The 17,385-nt window shown below is 45.3% G+C and carries 19 protein-coding genes; 13 read left to right on the top strand and 6 right to left on the bottom strand.

Going from position 1 to position 17,385, the window contains the following annotated elements:
* Window positions 1–25 precede the first annotated feature (25 nt).
* From cpcB to AC3FZD_RS09235, 3 genes are all read right to left on the bottom strand, one after another.
* Window positions 26–544: a C-phycocyanin subunit beta gene (gene cpcB / locus AC3FZD_RS09245; protein ID WP_488739854.1), complete on the bottom strand. Its 519-nt coding sequence runs from the start codon at window positions 542–544 to the stop codon at window positions 26–28.
* Between the two features lie 646 nt (window positions 545–1,190).
* A complete protein-coding gene (locus AC3FZD_RS09240) occupies window positions 1,191–1,931 on the bottom strand; it encodes a phycoerythrobilin:ferredoxin oxidoreductase (RefSeq protein ID WP_488739853.1) in 741 nt (246 codons plus the stop codon).
* A gap of 43 nt (window positions 1,932–1,974) precedes the next feature.
* A complete protein-coding gene (locus AC3FZD_RS09235) occupies window positions 1,975–2,700 on the bottom strand; it encodes a 15,16-dihydrobiliverdin:ferredoxin oxidoreductase (RefSeq protein WP_488739852.1) in 726 nt (241 codons plus the stop codon).
* A gap of 380 nt (window positions 2,701–3,080) precedes the next feature.
* On the opposite strand from AC3FZD_RS09235, the gene AC3FZD_RS09230 reads away from it, so the two are divergent.
* On the top strand, window positions 3,081–4,970 hold the full coding sequence (locus AC3FZD_RS09230; RefSeq protein ID WP_488739851.1) for a mechanosensitive ion channel family protein: 1,890 nt from the start codon (window positions 3,081–3,083) through the stop codon (window positions 4,968–4,970).
* A gap of 84 nt (window positions 4,971–5,054) precedes the next feature.
* Here AC3FZD_RS09230 and AC3FZD_RS09225 read toward each other — a convergent pair whose 3' ends face one another.
* On the bottom strand, window positions 5,055–5,741 hold the full coding sequence (locus tag AC3FZD_RS09225; RefSeq protein WP_488739850.1) for a HEAT repeat domain-containing protein: 687 nt from the start codon (window positions 5,739–5,741) through the stop codon (window positions 5,055–5,057).
* 121 nt (window positions 5,742–5,862) lie between these two features.
* Here AC3FZD_RS09225 and AC3FZD_RS09220 point away from each other — a divergent pair, with 121 nt between their 5' ends.
* The 8 genes from AC3FZD_RS09220 to AC3FZD_RS09185 all read left to right on the top strand — a co-directional run bounded on the left by AC3FZD_RS09220 (window position 5,863) and on the right by AC3FZD_RS09185 (window position 11,635).
* The gene (locus AC3FZD_RS09220) at window positions 5,863–6,078 is read left to right on the top strand and encodes an acetyltransferase (protein ID WP_488739849.1); all 216 of its coding nucleotides are present in this window, start codon (window positions 5,863–5,865) and stop codon (window positions 6,076–6,078) included.
* Window positions 6,079–6,152: 74 nt separating this feature from the next.
* A complete protein-coding gene (locus AC3FZD_RS09215; protein ID WP_488739848.1) occupies window positions 6,153–6,734 on the top strand; it encodes a phycobilisome protein in 582 nt (193 codons plus the stop codon).
* Window positions 6,735–6,747: 13 nt separating this feature from the next.
* Window positions 6,748–7,314 carry a phycobiliprotein lyase gene (locus AC3FZD_RS09210; protein WP_488739847.1) on the top strand — a complete coding sequence of 189 codons (567 nt, stop codon included), beginning with the start codon at window positions 6,748–6,750 and terminating at the stop codon, window positions 7,312–7,314.
* A 283-nt stretch (window positions 7,315–7,597) separates the two neighbouring features.
* A complete protein-coding gene (locus AC3FZD_RS09205; protein ID WP_488739846.1) occupies window positions 7,598–8,470 on the top strand; it encodes a phycobilisome rod-core linker polypeptide in 873 nt (290 codons plus the stop codon).
* A 143-nt stretch (window positions 8,471–8,613) separates the two neighbouring features.
* Window positions 8,614–9,210, top strand: a complete 597-nt coding sequence (locus tag AC3FZD_RS09200; RefSeq protein ID WP_488739845.1) for a rod-capping linker protein CpcD domain-containing protein — start codon at window positions 8,614–8,616, stop codon at window positions 9,208–9,210.
* A gap of 21 nt (window positions 9,211–9,231) precedes the next feature.
* Entirely contained in the window at window positions 9,232–9,759 is a 528-nt protein-coding gene (locus AC3FZD_RS09195; protein WP_488739844.1) for a phycobiliprotein lyase, read from the top strand.
* 141 nt (window positions 9,760–9,900) lie between these two features.
* Complete coding sequence (locus tag AC3FZD_RS09190; protein ID WP_488739843.1) at window positions 9,901–10,518, top strand: chromophore lyase CpcT/CpeT; 618 nt, start codon at window positions 9,901–9,903, stop codon at window positions 10,516–10,518.
* Window positions 10,519–10,687: 169 nt separating this feature from the next.
* Window positions 10,688–11,635 carry a hypothetical protein gene (locus tag AC3FZD_RS09185; RefSeq protein ID WP_488739842.1) on the top strand — a complete coding sequence of 316 codons (948 nt, stop codon included), beginning with the start codon at window positions 10,688–10,690 and terminating at the stop codon, window positions 11,633–11,635.
* A 38-nt stretch (window positions 11,636–11,673) separates the two neighbouring features.
* Here the strand turns inward: AC3FZD_RS09185 and AC3FZD_RS09180 are convergent, their stop codons facing one another.
* Entirely contained in the window at window positions 11,674–12,258 is a 585-nt protein-coding gene (locus AC3FZD_RS09180; RefSeq protein WP_488739841.1) for a phycobiliprotein lyase, read from the bottom strand.
* 127 nt (window positions 12,259–12,385) lie between these two features.
* On the opposite strand from AC3FZD_RS09180, the gene AC3FZD_RS09175 reads away from it, so the two are divergent.
* The 4 genes from AC3FZD_RS09175 to cobO all read left to right on the top strand — a co-directional run bounded on the left by AC3FZD_RS09175 (window position 12,386) and on the right by cobO (window position 14,961).
* Entirely contained in the window at window positions 12,386–13,198 is an 813-nt protein-coding gene (locus AC3FZD_RS09175; RefSeq protein WP_488739840.1) for a pentapeptide repeat-containing protein, read from the top strand.
* A gap of 160 nt (window positions 13,199–13,358) precedes the next feature.
* Entirely contained in the window at window positions 13,359–13,622 is a 264-nt protein-coding gene (locus tag AC3FZD_RS09170) for a ParB N-terminal domain-containing protein (RefSeq protein WP_488739839.1), read from the top strand.
* 26 nt (window positions 13,623–13,648) lie between these two features.
* Complete coding sequence (gene dps, locus AC3FZD_RS09165; RefSeq protein ID WP_488739838.1) at window positions 13,649–14,146, top strand: DNA starvation/stationary phase protection protein Dps; 498 nt, start codon at window positions 13,649–13,651, stop codon at window positions 14,144–14,146.
* 191 nt (window positions 14,147–14,337) lie between these two features.
* Window positions 14,338–14,961 (top strand): cob(I)yrinic acid a,c-diamide adenosyltransferase, encoded by a 624-nt coding sequence (gene cobO / locus AC3FZD_RS09160; protein WP_488739837.1) that lies wholly within the window; start codon window positions 14,338–14,340, stop codon window positions 14,959–14,961.
* Window positions 14,962–14,999: 38 nt separating this feature from the next.
* On the opposite strand, the gene AC3FZD_RS09155 is transcribed toward cobO, so the two are convergent.
* Window positions 15,000–17,342: a CHAT domain-containing tetratricopeptide repeat protein gene (locus AC3FZD_RS09155; protein WP_488739836.1), complete on the bottom strand. Its 2,343-nt coding sequence runs from the start codon at window positions 17,340–17,342 to the stop codon at window positions 15,000–15,002.
* Window positions 17,343–17,385: the final 43 nt, after the last annotated feature.

Raw genomic sequence — 17,385 nt, 5'->3', positions numbered from 1 at the left:
TAAATTAAATTCCCAACGGTGAAATTTAGCCCACTGCACTAGCAGCTTTATCGAAGTATCCAGCAATTTCAGATACTAGGGCAGAGCAATCTCCAGGGGTGATTCCATTGCGATCGTTAACAATTGCAACTGCTGCCTCTTTCATTTTGCCTACGCCTACAGCTACGGAAGCACCAGGAGTTCCAAGAGCTTGGTAGGTTTCACGCAGACCATTGAGACAACGATCTTCAAGAACGCTGGCATCTCCAGTGAAGATAGCGTAGGTTACATAACGCAGGATGATTTCCATGTCGCGCAAGCAAGCAGCCATACGACGGCTGGTGTAAGCATTTCCACCAGGAGTGATGAGCTGGGGCTGTTCAGCAAATAAGGAACGAGCTGCGTTAGCAACGATGGTGGAAGCGTTACCGGTGATGCGGTTAACGGCATCCATGCGCTTGTTGCCATCAGCAACCATTGCGCTCAGGGCATCGAGTTGGCCGTCGGTCAGGTATTCGCCTCTAGCATCAGCCTGAGAAACCACCTTTGTGAATGCATCGAACATTGACTAAATCTCCTATTTAAGTAGGTCTAGATTCTGTAACCAGAATCGGTTCAACAAGTGCAAGCTGGTCAGCTACTTGGAAAGACCTTCAAAGACAGACCTTATTCCAGAAGAGCATGGGTATTTCTTCATCGGTTTACCCTCTATCGAGGTGAAGTCCAGGTTCTCAGGCTTTTGAGAAATCTGAGAAAACCCGTACTTCGGATGAGAAAGCCAAAAAGCATTGGAAATCCTTGCTTGGGTTCTGGTTGGACTGTTCTTTGTGCCCTCCACTTAACTCTTATACAATGATGTTGAGCCTTTATTTGTTACATATTATTAAGATTTTAATCTCAGCTATTTCCTGCCCAATTTATGGGATCTAGACCTCAAAAAATCCCTGTACCCTTGAGTTTGAAGACTTTTTCGGGTCTTGATGGATAACGGTCATGGATGGGGATGTCACTTTTTGGAGGTGTTTTCTCTTGTGGAGTCCGATCCAGTTGGAATGCTCACAAATAGGGAAAGTCGCCCTTGATGACTGTTAAGGTTAGCTGGTTTAGAGTCTTTATTTTTTGATACAAACCTTAACTTATTGTTACCAAACTTTACATTACTGGCTAATTAGGGAACCCGATCGCACTTCCTACCCTATTTCCTCTGCTTATTACCTTAACTTTTGTTCTAAATCAAACAAAAAACCATGAATATATTCCTCCGTCCACTCCGGGCCATAAAACCTTGTAAACATTCCCCTGGCGGGATCTTTTTCAGCTCGATAGTGAACATATTTTAACTGAGCCTGTTTTATTTTTAGCAACTCTTCTTCGCTCTCAACGGGTTCAGCTGCTTGCACAAAACTCACGTAAGCAGACAGATAATCCTGAAAGGCTGCAAATACTTGCTCTTGAACGACTTCGGTTTTTTGAGGACGAGTCCATAGAAAAGCGGGGGAGAAAAAGGGTTGAGCTTCTTCTGGAAAGTCTCCCCCCCAGGGCAAATTCTGCTGATGAGCTTCAAAGATGGGCCAAATCGGTTGAGTGTATTTTTGCTGATAGGAGGGGTCATCCCGAAACAGGGGTTGCATGTCTAAAGCAATCAGATGGCCGCCCGGTAAGGTCACTAAATCTGCGCCAAAAAACGGTAGGTCGGTGTTGAGACGGGGAAAAATGACAAAATTGAGAACTTGTAATGCTCCTCCTCCTTGGACATGGGCTGCGCGGATTTGGCGGAGCTTATCGGTTTGGAAAGCGGTGCTGGTCGTGAGTACCTCCGATTGACGCTCACCCTTACCGACAGTCGCTTGCTTTGATTCAAAGCCTGGGGGGATGGGGTAGGGTTCTAAGTCGAGGTGTTTTTGGAGATAGGCGATCGCATAATCCAAAAAAGGTTGATATAAACCGACCATAGGCTTTCTCAATTTCACTGTGCGTGTGTTTCTTCCTTACCGATTAAGCACTCATGGCTAAAGGCTTGGCTTCTGAGAACAAAAATTCATATAAAAATCGCTCTGACCATTCATGGCCAAAGTAGCTACTAAATAAGCCAGATGCGGGATCGCGATCGGCACTATACTGGTCATAATCTCGTTGGGCAATCCGAATTCTTTCCTTGGCAATCGGATCGCTGAGGGGTTGAGCGCCATCGAGCAACTCCCAATACAGATTTAAGTAATCTTTATACGCTTGAAATAGCTTCGTTTGCACCGTTTCCGCATCGGTTTTTGCAAACAAGAGATATTGGGAAAAATATTGATTAGCATCATAAAACTTCATCTCCAAATTTTGCGCTAGATCGCTGTAGCGATCGCGCACCCCTTTCATCGGTTCAATATAGTTTTTCAAGTAGTTGGGATCGCGAAACAGGGGCTGAAAATCCATCACCACTAAAATTTTATGTTTGCCAAAAGAGAGAAAATCAATCCCCAGCAGAGGTAAATCATACTCATAACTGGGATAAATCACACTATTAAAAACCTGAGAGGCTTCCCCCCCATCAATATAGGTGTAGCGGATCTTTCGCAGTTCTGGGCATTGATAACACCAGCTTTGAATCGTTGCCGGATGCTTCCCACGGGTACTTACCTGATGTTCTAGACCGAGCGGAATCGGTTGACTTTGTAAATCAAACCGCTTAAATAATTCCTGTTCTAAAAAATCCATAAAAGGTTTATACATAAGATCCCGGCTTATCCACACGACTTTTAAACTCTAAGAGTAGAACAGACAAACCAGCTCTGTCTCAGCTATGATCTACAAAGACACAATCCTTAACACTCTTAACCCATCTCAGCTCACAACCATACTTGTGTTGATTCCGAAGCCGCGATCGCCCCTTTTATCCCTTAATTTCGTCTAAAATTATACTATTTTTGTGATTAATTTATCCGTATATCATCAGCTATACTTAGGCGCAATTTGCCACCGGGTGGAGATCTCAGTACCATAATCAAGGCAACCTGTTAATTCTCAGTACAGTTTCGATCATGGGCCTAATCCGACTCGTCAGAGCCATTCAACCTTTTTCTAGAATCTGGAAACCCCTCCTAGGAATCTGCATGACTGCTCTAATCTGCTCTACAATCTCCATTTCTCCAGCTCTAGGACAGATCACTCTATTTTCCACACCCGAAACCCCAAAAAACCAACCTGGTCTAGGCTGGAATATTAATCAGATGAGGGATTGTGGAAACCTTTTATGTAGTCCAGTCTATTTAGATGGCCAATTTTTATTTTACGTCACCTCTTTACCTGAAAATCAGCTCAACAGTGAAGATCAGTACCTTCCTTCGGCAGAAGAGCGGGCCAAAAATATTCAAAACACCCTCTATAAGATCATTGAATCGAAACGGGAATATGAAATCCAAAAACAATCTCTAAACCCCAATTATACACCCCAACCCATTAAGACAGAAGTTGGACTCTTATTGGGTCAAACCGTCGTCTTTTTACCCGATCAAGAAGGTTTGGTTTCTCGTGAAATAGTCACCATTACTGCACTGGATGCCCAGTACTCAGAAAAACAAATTTCCACTTTAGCTCAAGACTGGAAAAATATTCTCGAAGCACAACTGCAAAAATCCATCTCTGAACGTCGAACCTTACTCGCGACTCCCTGGGAACCGATCAAAAACATGCTTGAACAGCTCCTATGGATCGTTTTTATTAGTCTCTCCCTGTATGTAATCTATCGATTGCTCAAAGCCTGGGATCGCAAACTTCATCGTGCCCTACTAGAACTCGAATCCAGTTTAACCTTTAATCCAGAAGTCGTTTCATCAGAGAGTTTAAAAACCTTCTCTAACCAGACTGATTCATCTTCAGTTTACACCTTCTTATCTGAATATTTACCTTTGTTCTTAAAAAATAATATGGCCTGGAAAGCCATTTTGAAACAACTGAATACCACCACAATGCAATTAGAATCGATTTGGCAAATTTTGCCCCAATTATTGCTCAAGCATCGCACCTTGTTGAAGCAGCAGCGTAACTTGCTCAACCTAATTTTGCAACTCCTTTTAGCTCTACAGTTCACGATTTGGTCTTGGGGAGGATCAATTTTAGTCAGCGTTTACCCTCATGCTAGAACCTATAAACATTTTTTCATAGACTTGAGTCTGAGTTTACCTCTGTTGTGGGCTTTGATCATTATTTTCAACAAACTCTCTGATTTTTTGATTGAATGGTCTTTGAGCCGATGGGCAAGATATGGTTCCCGTCTAGAATCGAGTTCTTCTTCTCGTTATGCCTTAAGAAGCAATACTTATTCAACCGCTCTCACCCAACTGACCACTTTTATTTTTATCACGATTGGTTTACTCATGACGTTGCGCTTACTGGGTTTTCCTCCTGCCCTCTTGGCTAGTTTTGGGGTAATTGCAGTGGCAATCAGTTGGTTTTCTCAGAATACGGTTCAAGATTTACTTAATGGTGCGCTGATTTTGTGGAATGATCGCTATGCAGTCGGGGATGTGGTGGATATTAACGGGGTTGGGGGATTAGTAGAAAAGTTGAATTTATATATGACCCAATTGCGGAATTTAGATGGAGAAGCGATTACGATTCCCAATGGCTCAGTGGGTATTGTCCGCAACATGACGAAGGATTGGTCGCGGGTTAATTTTAGTGTGCTGATTGCCTATGATGCGGATTTAAATCGGGCGATGGAATTGATTAAAGAAACAGCAGCAGACATGAGGAAAGAACCAGTATGGGAAACGATAATTACCGACGATCTGCAAATGTTGGGAGTGGATGAACTGTCTCATCAAGGGGTTTTAATTCGCGCCCTGATCCGAACTCAACCGACTAAACAATGGGATGTGGCTCGTGAGTTTCGTCGGCGGCTGAAGTTAGTATTTGAAAAGGAAGGAATTGGGATTGGAGTGCCTCAACAATCCTTGCGGATTCAGGATAATTCAGCTCAACCATTAACCATTAACCATTAACCCTTACAGCGCAAAGCGCTGTATGAGCTAGGTAGCGAGCCAAGTGGCCCCCAAGCCAGACCCATTTTTAATTTTGAATTGATATTACTCTCCCACTCTCTGAGCATCCTCTGATAACCGATTTTCTAAAAGGGCGGCGACGACGCGATGATCTTCATCCTGGGAGAGGGTTTGTAGGGCTTCCTGAGCTGCTTCTGAGTTTTCAAATGTTTGGAGCGCCCAAGCGACTTTACGGCGAATGCGCCATTGGGGTGAAGCGCTCAGGGGTAAGAGGGTTTGTAGGGCTGCCTCTTGTTGGTGGGTATTAGCTAGGCAGGCGAGTCCTTCGATGGAGGCTTCGGTAACGGTGAGATCATCGCCGTCTAAGCCGCAGAGACAGACTTCTAATAGGGCTTCTGGATGGCCGAGATCGGCGAGGGCGGCGATGATGCTGCGACGGAGCAACCAATGGTCGTCTTGATGGAAGGCGATCACTAGATGGGAGATGGCGACTTGGCCAGCGTAGGAGAGGGAGTTGGCGGCTTCGGAGCGCACGTTGGGGTCTGGGTCTCGTTTGAGCAGTTCGAGTAAGGCGGGAAAGGAGTCTGGAGATTGTTTGCGTCCTAGTCCCATGGCGACGAAGGAGCGGACGAGAAAATCGGGGTCGTTGATTTTACTCATCAGCAGGGGGACTGCATCTTCACTGCTGTGGTCTTTGAGGGCGGTGACGGCTTTAAGTCGGTCTTGGGAATTGGAGCTGTTGAGGGCAGTTTGGATTTGATGCAGTTCCATAGGTGTTGGCGATCGCAATCTGTTACGTTTCTTAAAATTTTAACCATAAATTCCAAGATTTGGGAAGATGATAGATACTCCAAAATGTTGAATTGAGTGTTAATACCCTAATTAAAGTCCTATGTCTGAATCGAACTCTACTCAAGCTTCTGCACAAGAAATTGAAGAAGTCATTCGTGAATTAGAGCAATATCGCGAGCGTCTAGTTAATGATGTTTTGGGTGTTTCTCGTAAGGTCAAATTATCTCAAAAACAAGCGTTAGAAAAATTGGCTAATCATCCTGAAATAATCAAGATAGATCATGCACTTCAGGAATTACGAGGAAATCAAAATTAACGGCATTTTGAGGGGAGAGTTAATTCAATTCTCCTCTTTGTTAATTCTCAAATTGAAGGGGGGAATACAGAGTCATGTTAAGTCCTGCGGTTCAAGAATTAATTGCTAAAGCTCAAATGGTCAGTTTTGAGGCTTGGATCGGTGCAGTGAAGCCGGAAGTAATTCAGGTTTTTGAAGAAGCTAATGCAGAGCGTCAATATTTAACGGATGAGCAGTTGCATCAGTTGGCGAGGCAAGGAGAACAAAAGGAGGAGTGGTTCGCGATCGCGAAGCAATTGCGCGATCGAGCGCCAGAGATTATCGATCGCGCCAGGTCTGTTGTGTTAGAGAAGTTTCCCCAAATTACTCAACCAGGAGGTGCATTGTATCCGGAAAAAAGGGCGGAAAATTGCTGGAGAGATTTTTGGCATTTTTTGCGCTGTATTCATTATGGAATAGCGGGAAACTGTGACCAATATACGAGTTTGGAAGGGCTGCACTATATGGATTTATTGTATCAGGAATTGGCGGTTCCTTTAGATGCGATGGTGGTAGGCTTAGAGGCGATGAAACAAATCGGGATTGAACAGTGTGGTGGGGATAAAAAAGAAGAATTATTACCCTATTTCGATCATTTGATTGATCGGCTTAAGGAATTTAAGGGCTATAAGAATTAGAGGAGGAAGAGAAATGTCAATGGATCGATTTCGGTATTTCTTTGATTGTTGTGTGGGGCAATGGGTGACGGAGCGGACTTATCATTATTTGACGGTTCAGGAGGTGGAGCGATCGCGCACAGAATTTGCGATCGCTCCCTTATCCGCAGCAGCGAAAACCCAAGTCCTCAAGGATAATCAGCGGCCAGATCTGGATCATATTGAATCTCTGTGTGGGTTTCATTTAGGGTTTGAGACGGTTTCGGAAAAAGGAGAACGGGTTTCCCAACAGCTTAATATGCTGTTTGTGCTACATGAGGAAGTCTCTGGAGTGTTGATCGGGGATTATTTGCGCGATCGCGCCTACGAAGAGAGCCAACCCAAGGTCGCCCAATTCCGCTTTAATCCCCAAACTCTGGAATTATTGATGACCACGAATTATACTCGTGTTATCTCCGTAGACTCCATTACCCTCATCAATCCCACACTCAGAATTCGACGCATTTTCAACTATCACCGCCCCCCAGAAGGACAACCCCTAGATCGATTGGCTCTTGTAGGATTTGGGGTCGAACAAAAACAGATCCCCATCCAGGAATAGGAATAGCCCAATGGCTCGCATTCTGAGAAGATCGAGAGGAGGAGTCCCCTAAAGAGGGCTGAAAATTTACAATTCTTCACACTTTCTCGACCGACCCTCGGTGTATAAATGAGGAGACGGAAACTAGGAATAAACTGGAAACAACTGGGATACAGTCAGAAAACCAGCTTAATTCTAGGATTCGGGTTTTCTGAACCGAAATGTTAAGTTTCTTAACGTTTTTAACCATCCTTCCCAGGAATTAACCCTTTTGTAGACCCTCTTTGAAAGGAGATTAGAATAAATGCCTTTTGGACCCGCGTCGGAATTAGGAGTTTCTGTATACGAAGAAACCGACCCCATTGAACTCTGGCCAGGACAATCGGGTGAAGAAGTAGAAGTTGTCATTCGGGCAGTCTACCGCCAAGTATTAGGCAATGCCTATGTAATGGAAAACGAACGGCTGAGTGTCCCTGAATCTCAGTTGAAGCGGGGAGAAATCAGTGTTCGTGAATTCGTGCGTCAAGTAGCCAAATCTGGCTTGTATCGCTCTCGTTTCTTCGAGACTTGCCCTCCCTTCCGCTTAATTGAGTTAAACTTCAAGCACCTATTGGGTCGCGCTCCCGATAGCTATGAAGAAATGCAAATTCATGGCGCAATCTTGAATGAGCAAGGCTTTGAAGCGGATATTGATTCCTATATCGATAGTGACGAGTATCAGAATACCTTTGGGGAAAATATCGTTCCCTATGTGCGCGGTTACAAAAGCGAAAGCTTCAGAAATCTGGTGGGCTTCACCCATATGTTCCAACTGATGCGCGGCCCTGGAAGCAGCGATCTCAAAGGGAACTTGTCAGGTAATCGTCCTCGCCTAAATAAACTGGTGATTCAAGGAACCCCAACAGCCGTTGTACCTCCCTCTGGTGGGGTTGGCGGTTGGTCTTTCCAAGAACCGCCCTCCAGCGCTCGGACTCGTCTGGGTGCAGGAGCGACCGAAGGCGGAACGGTTTACCGGGTTGAAGTAACCGGTTATTGTTCCCCACGGGCTTTCAATAAGATGCCCAAATTCCGTTGGAGCAATAAAGTGCTGCTCGTTCCCTTTGATGAACTCTCTGATACCTATCAGCGGATTCATAAACAAGGGGGTAAGATTGCCAGCATTACTGCGGTAAATTAGTTCCGATCGGTTGATGGATAGGTGGCAGTAGGACGGATGCCGTTCTGCTGCCTTCTGTGGAGTAGCCTAGATAAGGAAAATGGGTTCACCCCTGTGTAACGGTGGTGGGATAGGAGAAGAGGGCGATCGCCTAAAAAACGCAAATGCAATCAGATTTTATGGGATTAGATGACAAAGGCTTAAATCAACCCATGGTACGGATACAAGTGGAGGGAGGGAGCTACCCCCATCAGCGCCGCTCCCAAACTTGGTTAACCGTGCGGCAAAGTGAGTTATCTCAGGCGATACAAAGGATTCACCGTTTTGGAGGTAAGATCCTAGAGGTTCAACGGGTAACCCAAGAGGGAGAAAGACCTGAAACTCCTAGGGGAGATGGGAGAATCTCAGAATCCGCTTCACAAGAATCATCGACGGATCGAAGGGAGCAGATGATAGAGGTCAAGGAGCAAGCATCCCCCGATCCTCAATTAACCGTCACCTCGCCCCCAGATGCTCGGATTGCTCCCATAACTCAGACGGTTAAACCCCCATCCCTTGGAGTTGAAGGGCTGAAAGGGCGATCGCCCGTTTATTCCTGGTTTCCCCAGGGAAAAGTCGATCCATCAAGGATTAAGCCCGTGCGTCGTCAGCCGATCAAACAGCCTAAACCGTATCAACAGCAATACCGACAGTTATCTCTAGGCAAGCAAAGACGGCAGTTTTTCCGCAGCCAACCTCTGACCAGACGACGGCGACGATAAGGGTAGATTTAAGTCAAAATTATGGATCTCAAAGAATTTGTACAACAATCAATTGGCCGATGGCGATCGCAACGGAGCGCCCATCATTTGGCCTTTGCCCACTTTGAAGAAGTGCGATCGACCATCGATATCATCGCCCTAGACCCCCAAGATCCCGGAGTCCTAGAAGTCTGCGGCTTATATGAAATCGATCCAGCCCATATCGCATCCCCATTTAAGATGACTTGGGAAGGAGAATCGGATTGGGATGATGAAGATCTTCAAGGCTCTTGTATTTTAGTCCCCATTCCCGACCCCAATCATCCCCAGCAAGGAAAACTGCTACGCGATCGCGGTTATGCAGAAACGATTCCGGCGATCGGTCAATATTCCCTCAATGAAGAGGGTATGTTTACCTTAATTACTGAATACGATCGGGCGGCTGCTGAAGAGAGAATTTGGTTTGCAACCCCCAATTTACGCTTTCGGGTGTCCCAGATTAAAACCCGTGATGGCCAAGGGGTGACGACGGCTTCTTTCTCTTCTGAAATTCGTTCTCTATCTTCCTAACCCTTGGGAGCATCCACTGAAGAGTCAATTGATCCTCGATCCCCGCTATGGATTAACACCACAATTTAAGATATAATCAGGGGATCATAAATAAAAGGTTAGGGCTTTGAAAAGCCGAGCAAACCAATAGCAAACTGTTCCATGACCTCTGCTGTATCCGCATCCTATTCTCAGGAGCTGATTCAATTGGCTCATTGGTTAGCTGGAGATTTTAGCAATCATCAGCAAGCCTACAACCATCCCACATTATATGCCCATATTCATATCCTGTGGCGACCTCTGCCTTGGGAATTTTTTCAAGGGATTGGGTTTTATTCCGAGCAAGTCTATGACTACGATCTCTGGACTCCCTACCGTCAGGGTGTACATCGATTAGTCGATCGCGGCGATCGCATCTATATCGAAAACTATAGCTTACAAGACCCCATCCTTTATGCCGGTTCAGGGCGAGAATTAAGTATTCTCCAGACCATTACTCCCCAAGTTATCCAACGACGCTATAACTGCTCCATGGTTTTCCAATGGGATGGAGCTTGCTATCGAGGCTCCGTCGAACCCGGAAATCAATGTCTCATCCATCGGAAAGGCCATCAAACTTACTTAGTCAGTGAAGTAGAACTGACAGAAACGACTTGGAAAAGTCTGGATCGGGGCATGGATGTGAATACCCATGAACAAATTTGGGGGTCAAAAGAGGGAGCCTTGGAATTTGAAAAAATCACCAGTTTTGCCCATGAACTGCCCCCCGAATGCCGATAAGTCCTCCCCAGAACCCAGAGAGACTAGACCTGAGTAACTTTTATTCAAGATTTCGATCAGTCCATCAAAGAACCTTTAAGCCCCCATTAGAGAGCCATAACTCCCCTTGAAAAGTCAGAAGGATAAACGAGTGTAAAAAAAAATAAACGTTAACCCCAAATTTGCTAAAATGGCTAAAGAACAAAAAAATAACTGCACCCAATACTCAGAGTCAAAAATGAAGTTAGGAATTTCAATTACTCCCACCGGAAAAGAGCTACTCAACGAGATGGCTAAAACCACAAAGTTATCACGATCTGAATTAATAGAGCGAATGTCTAGGGGATATATCAGTGTTAAAAGTGAGCTGACGAATATGATTCTAACTTTAGACTTTGAGTCCAAACCAGCAGAGGCCAATGGTTCAGGAAATGAGGGCAAGTTTCCCACCCTGAAAAATATTGCAGTGAGTCAAGTTTCTCCCCAAGAAGCCCCACCTACCTCGGCGGATCTGGCGGAACTGAACCAAGCTTTGGCGGAAAAAAACAAGACGTTGGCAGCCCTACAGGAAAAGCTGAATGTTTACCAGAAAGAGGCTTCTAGGGTGGCCTTGCTCAAGCAACAAGTGGCGGAGAAAGAATACGCCATTTCTGAGTTGGAAGGCCAAGTTAAACAGCTTCAGGATATTCAGGAAAAGGTAAAAAATGAGGCCGAAGGGAAAAAGGAAGAGGCGATCGCCGCTTGGGAGCAAAAAGTCGCCCAACTGCAAGGGCAAGTTAATCAGCTTCAGCAAACCCATGAGGCGCTGAAAAATACTACTGTGGCTAAAGAGCATTATGAAGCCCTTCAAGCTCAGTTATCTGAGGCACAAGAACAGCAAAACTCGGCTGCGTCTATCTCTGGTCAAAAGTATGAAGCCCTAGAACAGAAGCTGCAACAACACTGCCAGGTGATTGATAGCCTCCAGGCACAATTACAAAGCATGAAAACGCCCCATGCTAAAGAAACAGAGTTGCGATCGCAACTGTATCTCCAGCAGCAAACCATCCAAGCTTTAGAAGAAAAAATGCAGCAAATGCAGCAGTTTTCCTCTATCGGTGAATATCACTTAAACCGGTGGCGCAGTCATACCTTTTGAGCTTGGTAGGGGCGAAAAATTTTTCGCCCCTATTGAGACTAGGCGATCGCCGAATATTTCTTATTCAACTCTTCCAACTGACTCGGAAGAACACATCGGCGTTCTGAAGAATAACTCATCAAATTCACCCCATTCATCATTTTTACCGTACTCACGCGCACCCGGAAATTATCCGTAATAAACCAAGCTCTTTCCTGTCCTTGGTTGCGCTCATACTCCGTCTCAATGGTTAACACCCCATCAGGAGCAAAATAGTAGCGACCAATGACTGGGATACCCTCAACATAACCCCGATTTCGCAAAAAATAGCCTTGGCGAGGATTATCTGGATTGGGAATATCGACTAAAATAGCCGCATAATTGGGGTTCGGTTCTGGCTCGGTATCTAAGTTATCTTGCCACATAAAACTTGCCCCCCCAGCCGCTTTTGCCGGATCGGTATTATTAATCTCACAAAGTTCTAGCACTTTGGGGTCATTGGGGCCAAAAATGCCGACAATCAGATTAGAAAGTCCAGACTCATTAATCGTCGAATCAAAATGATGGACAGTGCGCTCGGAGTACCAAACTCCTTCACTTTTACGAAAGAAGTCCATCATCGTCATGGGATGCTGAAGTAACATGAATGGTTAAACCTTACTATTGGCAGATCGAGATGTGGTTTTAATTAAGAAAAGTTAACAAAATGCTAAGTTATGTGCCCTAAAATTTTAGGATAAACTCAATAGGTTTATATTGATCAATTAAAACATGGTTTCTACAGATCATTGCGATCGCACTCCAGAGCAACTCGGACTGCATCCTGGAGCCGCTCGACCGGGAATAGACGCTATGCAAATGGATTTATCCGGCATAGACTTAAATCAAGCCAACTTAGCCGCAGCCAATTTGATTGGTACAAATCTGAGTAATGCTAACTTAACTGGAGTCAACCTCGAAGGGGCAGATCTACGAGGGGCAGATCTACAGGGGGCAAACTTACAGGGCGCTAACCTCAAAGGAGCATACTTAAATCGATCGCAACTGCAAAGAGCCAATTTAAGCACAGCCTTTCTAGACAATGCCAGACTACAACTGGCACTCTATGACAGCGAGACCCAATGGCCAGAAGGCTTTGACTATCGAAAATCAGGAGCAGTCGGCCCCAAAGCCAGTTTAGCTGGAGCTTTTTTAAATACTGCAAACCTCCGAGGCGCTGACCTACGGGGAGCCAATTTGCGCGGCGCTTACCTCAGTGGAGCTGACTTAACCTCAGCCAATTTAGAAGATGCCGCCTTAAGTGGAGCCAATTTACAAAAAGCCTTTTTAACCGGCGCTAATTTGCGTAATGCTGGCTTGAATAACACGGAACTGCAAGGGGTCGATTTTCGCTGCGCTGACCTCACTGGAGCTAGTTTTGACCAAGTACAGAATATTGCCGGAGCCGACTTTAGCCAGGTTAAGGGCTTAACTGAGTCAGCCCAAAGTATCCTCTGTGGACGACCGGCGAAAGAATTGGGCACTTGGAACTGCTTTACCCGCAATAGCACAGCTCAGAGTTTAGGCATTACGTTTGGGACTTAACCCACGGGAGACAAAATATGTAGGGGCGGGTTTGAAACCCATCCCTACATATACCGGCGTTGCAGATTGATATGTAGCATTCTCTTTTAGATTTGATATCCCTTGCAAAACGAAGTCATACCGACTATGATTAAGAAAGATCAGACCCAGGTAACCCAGGATGATTCGGATTGCAGACATTCCTTTAAACCAGATTCGTCGTCCCCTACCTCGGCAAACCGATGCTGCCAAGGTTGAATCCTTGATGGCATCCATTGCCGAAATTGGATTACAAGAACCCATTGATGTGCTAGAAGTCGAAGGTAACTATTATGGATTTTCCGGTTGCCATCGCTACGAAGCCCATCAACGACTGGGCAAAGAAACCATTCAATGTCGAGTGCGTCGCGCTCCTCGCGCCGTATTGCAAAAACATCTTGCTTAAGTAAACCTTACTCCTCATCACAGCTTATGAATACCAAACTTTATGACACTCGGATCGATCTTTCGACAGACATTCGCCAACCGGTAGTCGAACTGCTCAATCAAACTCTAGCGACTACCCTAGACTTGAAAACCCAAGTCAAACAAGCCCATTGGAATGTTAAAGGTAGACACTTCTATTTTCTCCATGAACTGTTTGATGAAATTGCGGGGGAACTGGAAGAGTATGTAGATATGGTCGCAGAACGGGTTACTGCCTTGGGTGGACTTGCCCTGGGAACTGCCCGCGTTGCTGCCCAAAGCTCAATTTTAGAAGAATATCCCCTAGATATTGTGAGCGGGGAAGCTCATTTAACGGCCCTGAGCGATCGCCTGGCCCAGTATGCTAAACATTTAAGGGATGGTATTGCTAAAACCGACGATCTCGGTGATGCAGACACGGCAGATTTGTATACGGAAATTTCCCGCACCATTGATAAACGCTTGTGGTTCCTCGAAGCCCATCTTCACCCTGTGGAACAATAGAGTAATCTCAAATCCGGTAAACGGGGTATAACTAGCGGGCAAGATGCCAGCGCTCCCTCAATCCTTTGATATGACTGGAGTGGGAGCATCTTGCGCCCTAAGTTTTTAATCAGGGTATTCAAGATGCGGTAAAGATCTCTCTCTTGCCAACTCTGATAAACTGTAGACATCCCATCAACTGTATTTCTACTATGGATACCCAATCTTCATCTCTGAGCGATGAGCAATACCAGAAAAAGATGAAACGCCGCCAAGAGGTGCAAAAGGAGCGCGTCAGTAAAGCGGATAAGGAAAAGGGTTTAATTATTGTCCATACGGGAAATGGGAAAGGGAAAACGACAGCAGCGTTAGGGATGGTGCTAAGATCCCTCGGTCAAGGGTATAAAGTGGCGATCGTGCAGTTTATCAAAGGGGCATGGGAACCAGCAGAGAAGGCGGTTTTACAGCCCTGGGTTCCCCAACAACTGGAATTTAAGGCAATGGGAGAGGGGTTTACTTGGGATACTCAAGATCGAAATCGCGACATTGCCAAAGCGACGGAAGCTTGGCAAGAGGGACTCAGCTATATCCAAAACCCAGAGTTTCGTCTGGTATTACTCGATGAAATTAATGTGGCGCTTAAGCTGGGATATTTGCCAGTTGAAGATATTCTCGCCGGTTTAAGCAGCAAACCCGAAGATTCTCATGTGATTTTGACTGGAAGAGGTGCGCCAGAAGCCTTAATTGAAGCGGCAGATTTAGTCACCGAAATGAAGTTAATTAAACATCCTTTCCGGGAGCAAGGGGTGAAAGCACAACCGGGAATTGAGTATTAATATCAATTAACAATTAACAATTAACAATTAACAATTACCTAATTGTTGTTCTCCGCAATTTTAGCCGCGCGATCGCCCAAAAAGCTCCATTGAGCGATCGCCTCATTCGTCCATAACCAATTGTCGCGTCCCAGAGAACGAGGCTCAAATGCCAAGGGATCGCTCTTCATGACCACTTTATAGAATTCCACCCCTTGTTCCTCTTTATTTTCCTGAGCTAAAACCAAGGCTAATCCCGCATAAGCGGTTAATAATTCTGGCGAATTTTGAGCCTCAGCGATCGTTTTTGCAGTTACAAAATTCTGCCGAGCCTTATGCCAATTGTCCTGGGCATGATAGGCAAATCCTAGAGCATTGTAGTATTTTGGCTGTTGGTCATCTCCTTTAACCGCCCATTCCCAATAGCGTCTGGCATCATCAGCACTGAACTCTAACTTTCCCTGTTGCAGGGCTTGCCAAACTAAACGTCCCCAAATATAGTTGATCTCTGGCTCATTTTGTAATTCACGAGGAACTGATTCTAAGGCTTGCTTGGCATAGGAAATAACGGCATTATCAGTATCGAGCAAAGCTTCTACATGGGTAATACCCTGCTCTACATTACCTTGATTAAACTGGGCGATCGCCTGATTCCTCAGAGTCTGATTCGCATTTTCTGGATTAGACTCCTCTACAGGAAACGGAGAAGGTAAGACAATCGCAGACTGTTGCTGAAAATTCACCCAGCTCGTGTAGGTTTGAATAACACCAACAGCAAGAATAGAATGTCCTCCTAAAATTCCCATACCAATCAACCAAAAGTGTCTCCTCGGCAAAGAAAAAGGGGATAATTTTGGCCATGGCTTCTTGTGCGTTAATTGCTCCTCTTGGAGAATCTCAACCGGTAGAGCAGAAACGACTTGACTATGGGACAAAGCTTGATTGAGGGCAATATTGGCTTGGGGATGTTCGGGATCGATCTTAAGAGCTTGACGATAGAATTCAATGGCTTCTTGTATCTGTCCTTGCTCATAAAAAATACAGCCTAAATGGTAATGAGCATCTGTATAATTTCCATCGGTTAATAAAGCTATTTGATGGGCAGAAATGGCATTTTCAATCTGACCTTCTTGATAAAAAATTAGTCCTAATTGATCGTAGGCTTCTACATCCTGGGGATTGTTTTGAATGCGCTGTTGATAATAGGCTTTATTCTTCTTGGTGGAGGACTGATGCAAGGGTGCAGGAGCAACAGCAGGTACAGGGGAGGGTGCAGAAGGGGGGCGATCGCTTGCCGGTGAAAATTGCTCAAATCCAGGTTGCAAATAGAGAATGGGCAGGGCAAAATAGAGAACATCAGAGCCATAGGCAGCAATGAGGCCTTGGCGAGTGCGATTTAAGCTTAAATCAATAGCATATTCTCGTTTGAGGTTGCGATAAAATAACTGACTAAAGGTGATAGCCACTTGATCGGGGATGCGATCGCCCATTGCCAATACACTGGGAATGCCGCGTTTAAGCAAGCTTTCCGCTAAACTGGTATCTCCGGTTCCGGCACTGGAACAGGAGTTAAATAGGGCCATCAAGATGCCATTATTGACTAATAAACCGGCTAAATCTTCTCCATGGAGTTGTTCGGTTAAGCCAGTATGTTGATTTTTGAGATAGATTTCGCCTCCCCAGGCATTGGCTTGGCTATGGCCGGAATAATGGAAGATATGATATTGTCCTTGTTCTAGGGTTTGGGTGAGTTGTTGGCGATCGGGAAAGGTGAGAATATCCAGATGTATATTTAAACCCATGCCTTCATGACGTTGTAATTCGTCTTTTAGGCGCTTCATTTCTTGATCGAGAGCTAATGCTTGTTGATCGTTTGGAGCTGAAAGCACCATCAAAATTTTCAACGGATCGACAATGGGATTATTGGGTAAGGGTCGGACTCTAGGATTAATATGGTAGCGAGAAAAGAGAATTTCCGTATTGGTAGTGAGGGGGCGATCGCCAGCATGGAGAATTTCCCAAGGGAGTTTGGCGACTAGGGGATCTTTCAAGTGTAAGCGCAACCGTAGGGGTTGGGTGCGATTATGGGCAATCCCTTGGGCAGTATGCCAGCTTTGGGCGATCGTGCCTTGAAAAAGGGAATGATACAAGCTTTTCCCGAAGCTGACTAAATCCACTGAATCTGAGGAAAGGGGAGTGGAAAAGAGGGGATCGCCAATGAGATATTCGGTTAATTCTAGCCAATTGGCGATCGGCCATTCTACCTGTTCTTCCGCTAGGGGAACTCCAGGAGCGACTAATTCCGTTCGCACTAAGTAAGTTTTACGCAGGGGTAGATGTTGACTGGCGCTTTCCCTAACATAACCTACTGGCGTGACAGACAAATGAAATTCTTGAGTCACCGCTTCACCTGCACCTTTTCCTGACTTTAGGCTCTTACTTTCT

This window comes from Roseofilum sp. KMC-1 (genome assembly GCF_057802075.1).
Note: the sequence above shows the minus strand (reverse complement) of the source record. Positions and strands in the feature narration are given on the sequence as shown.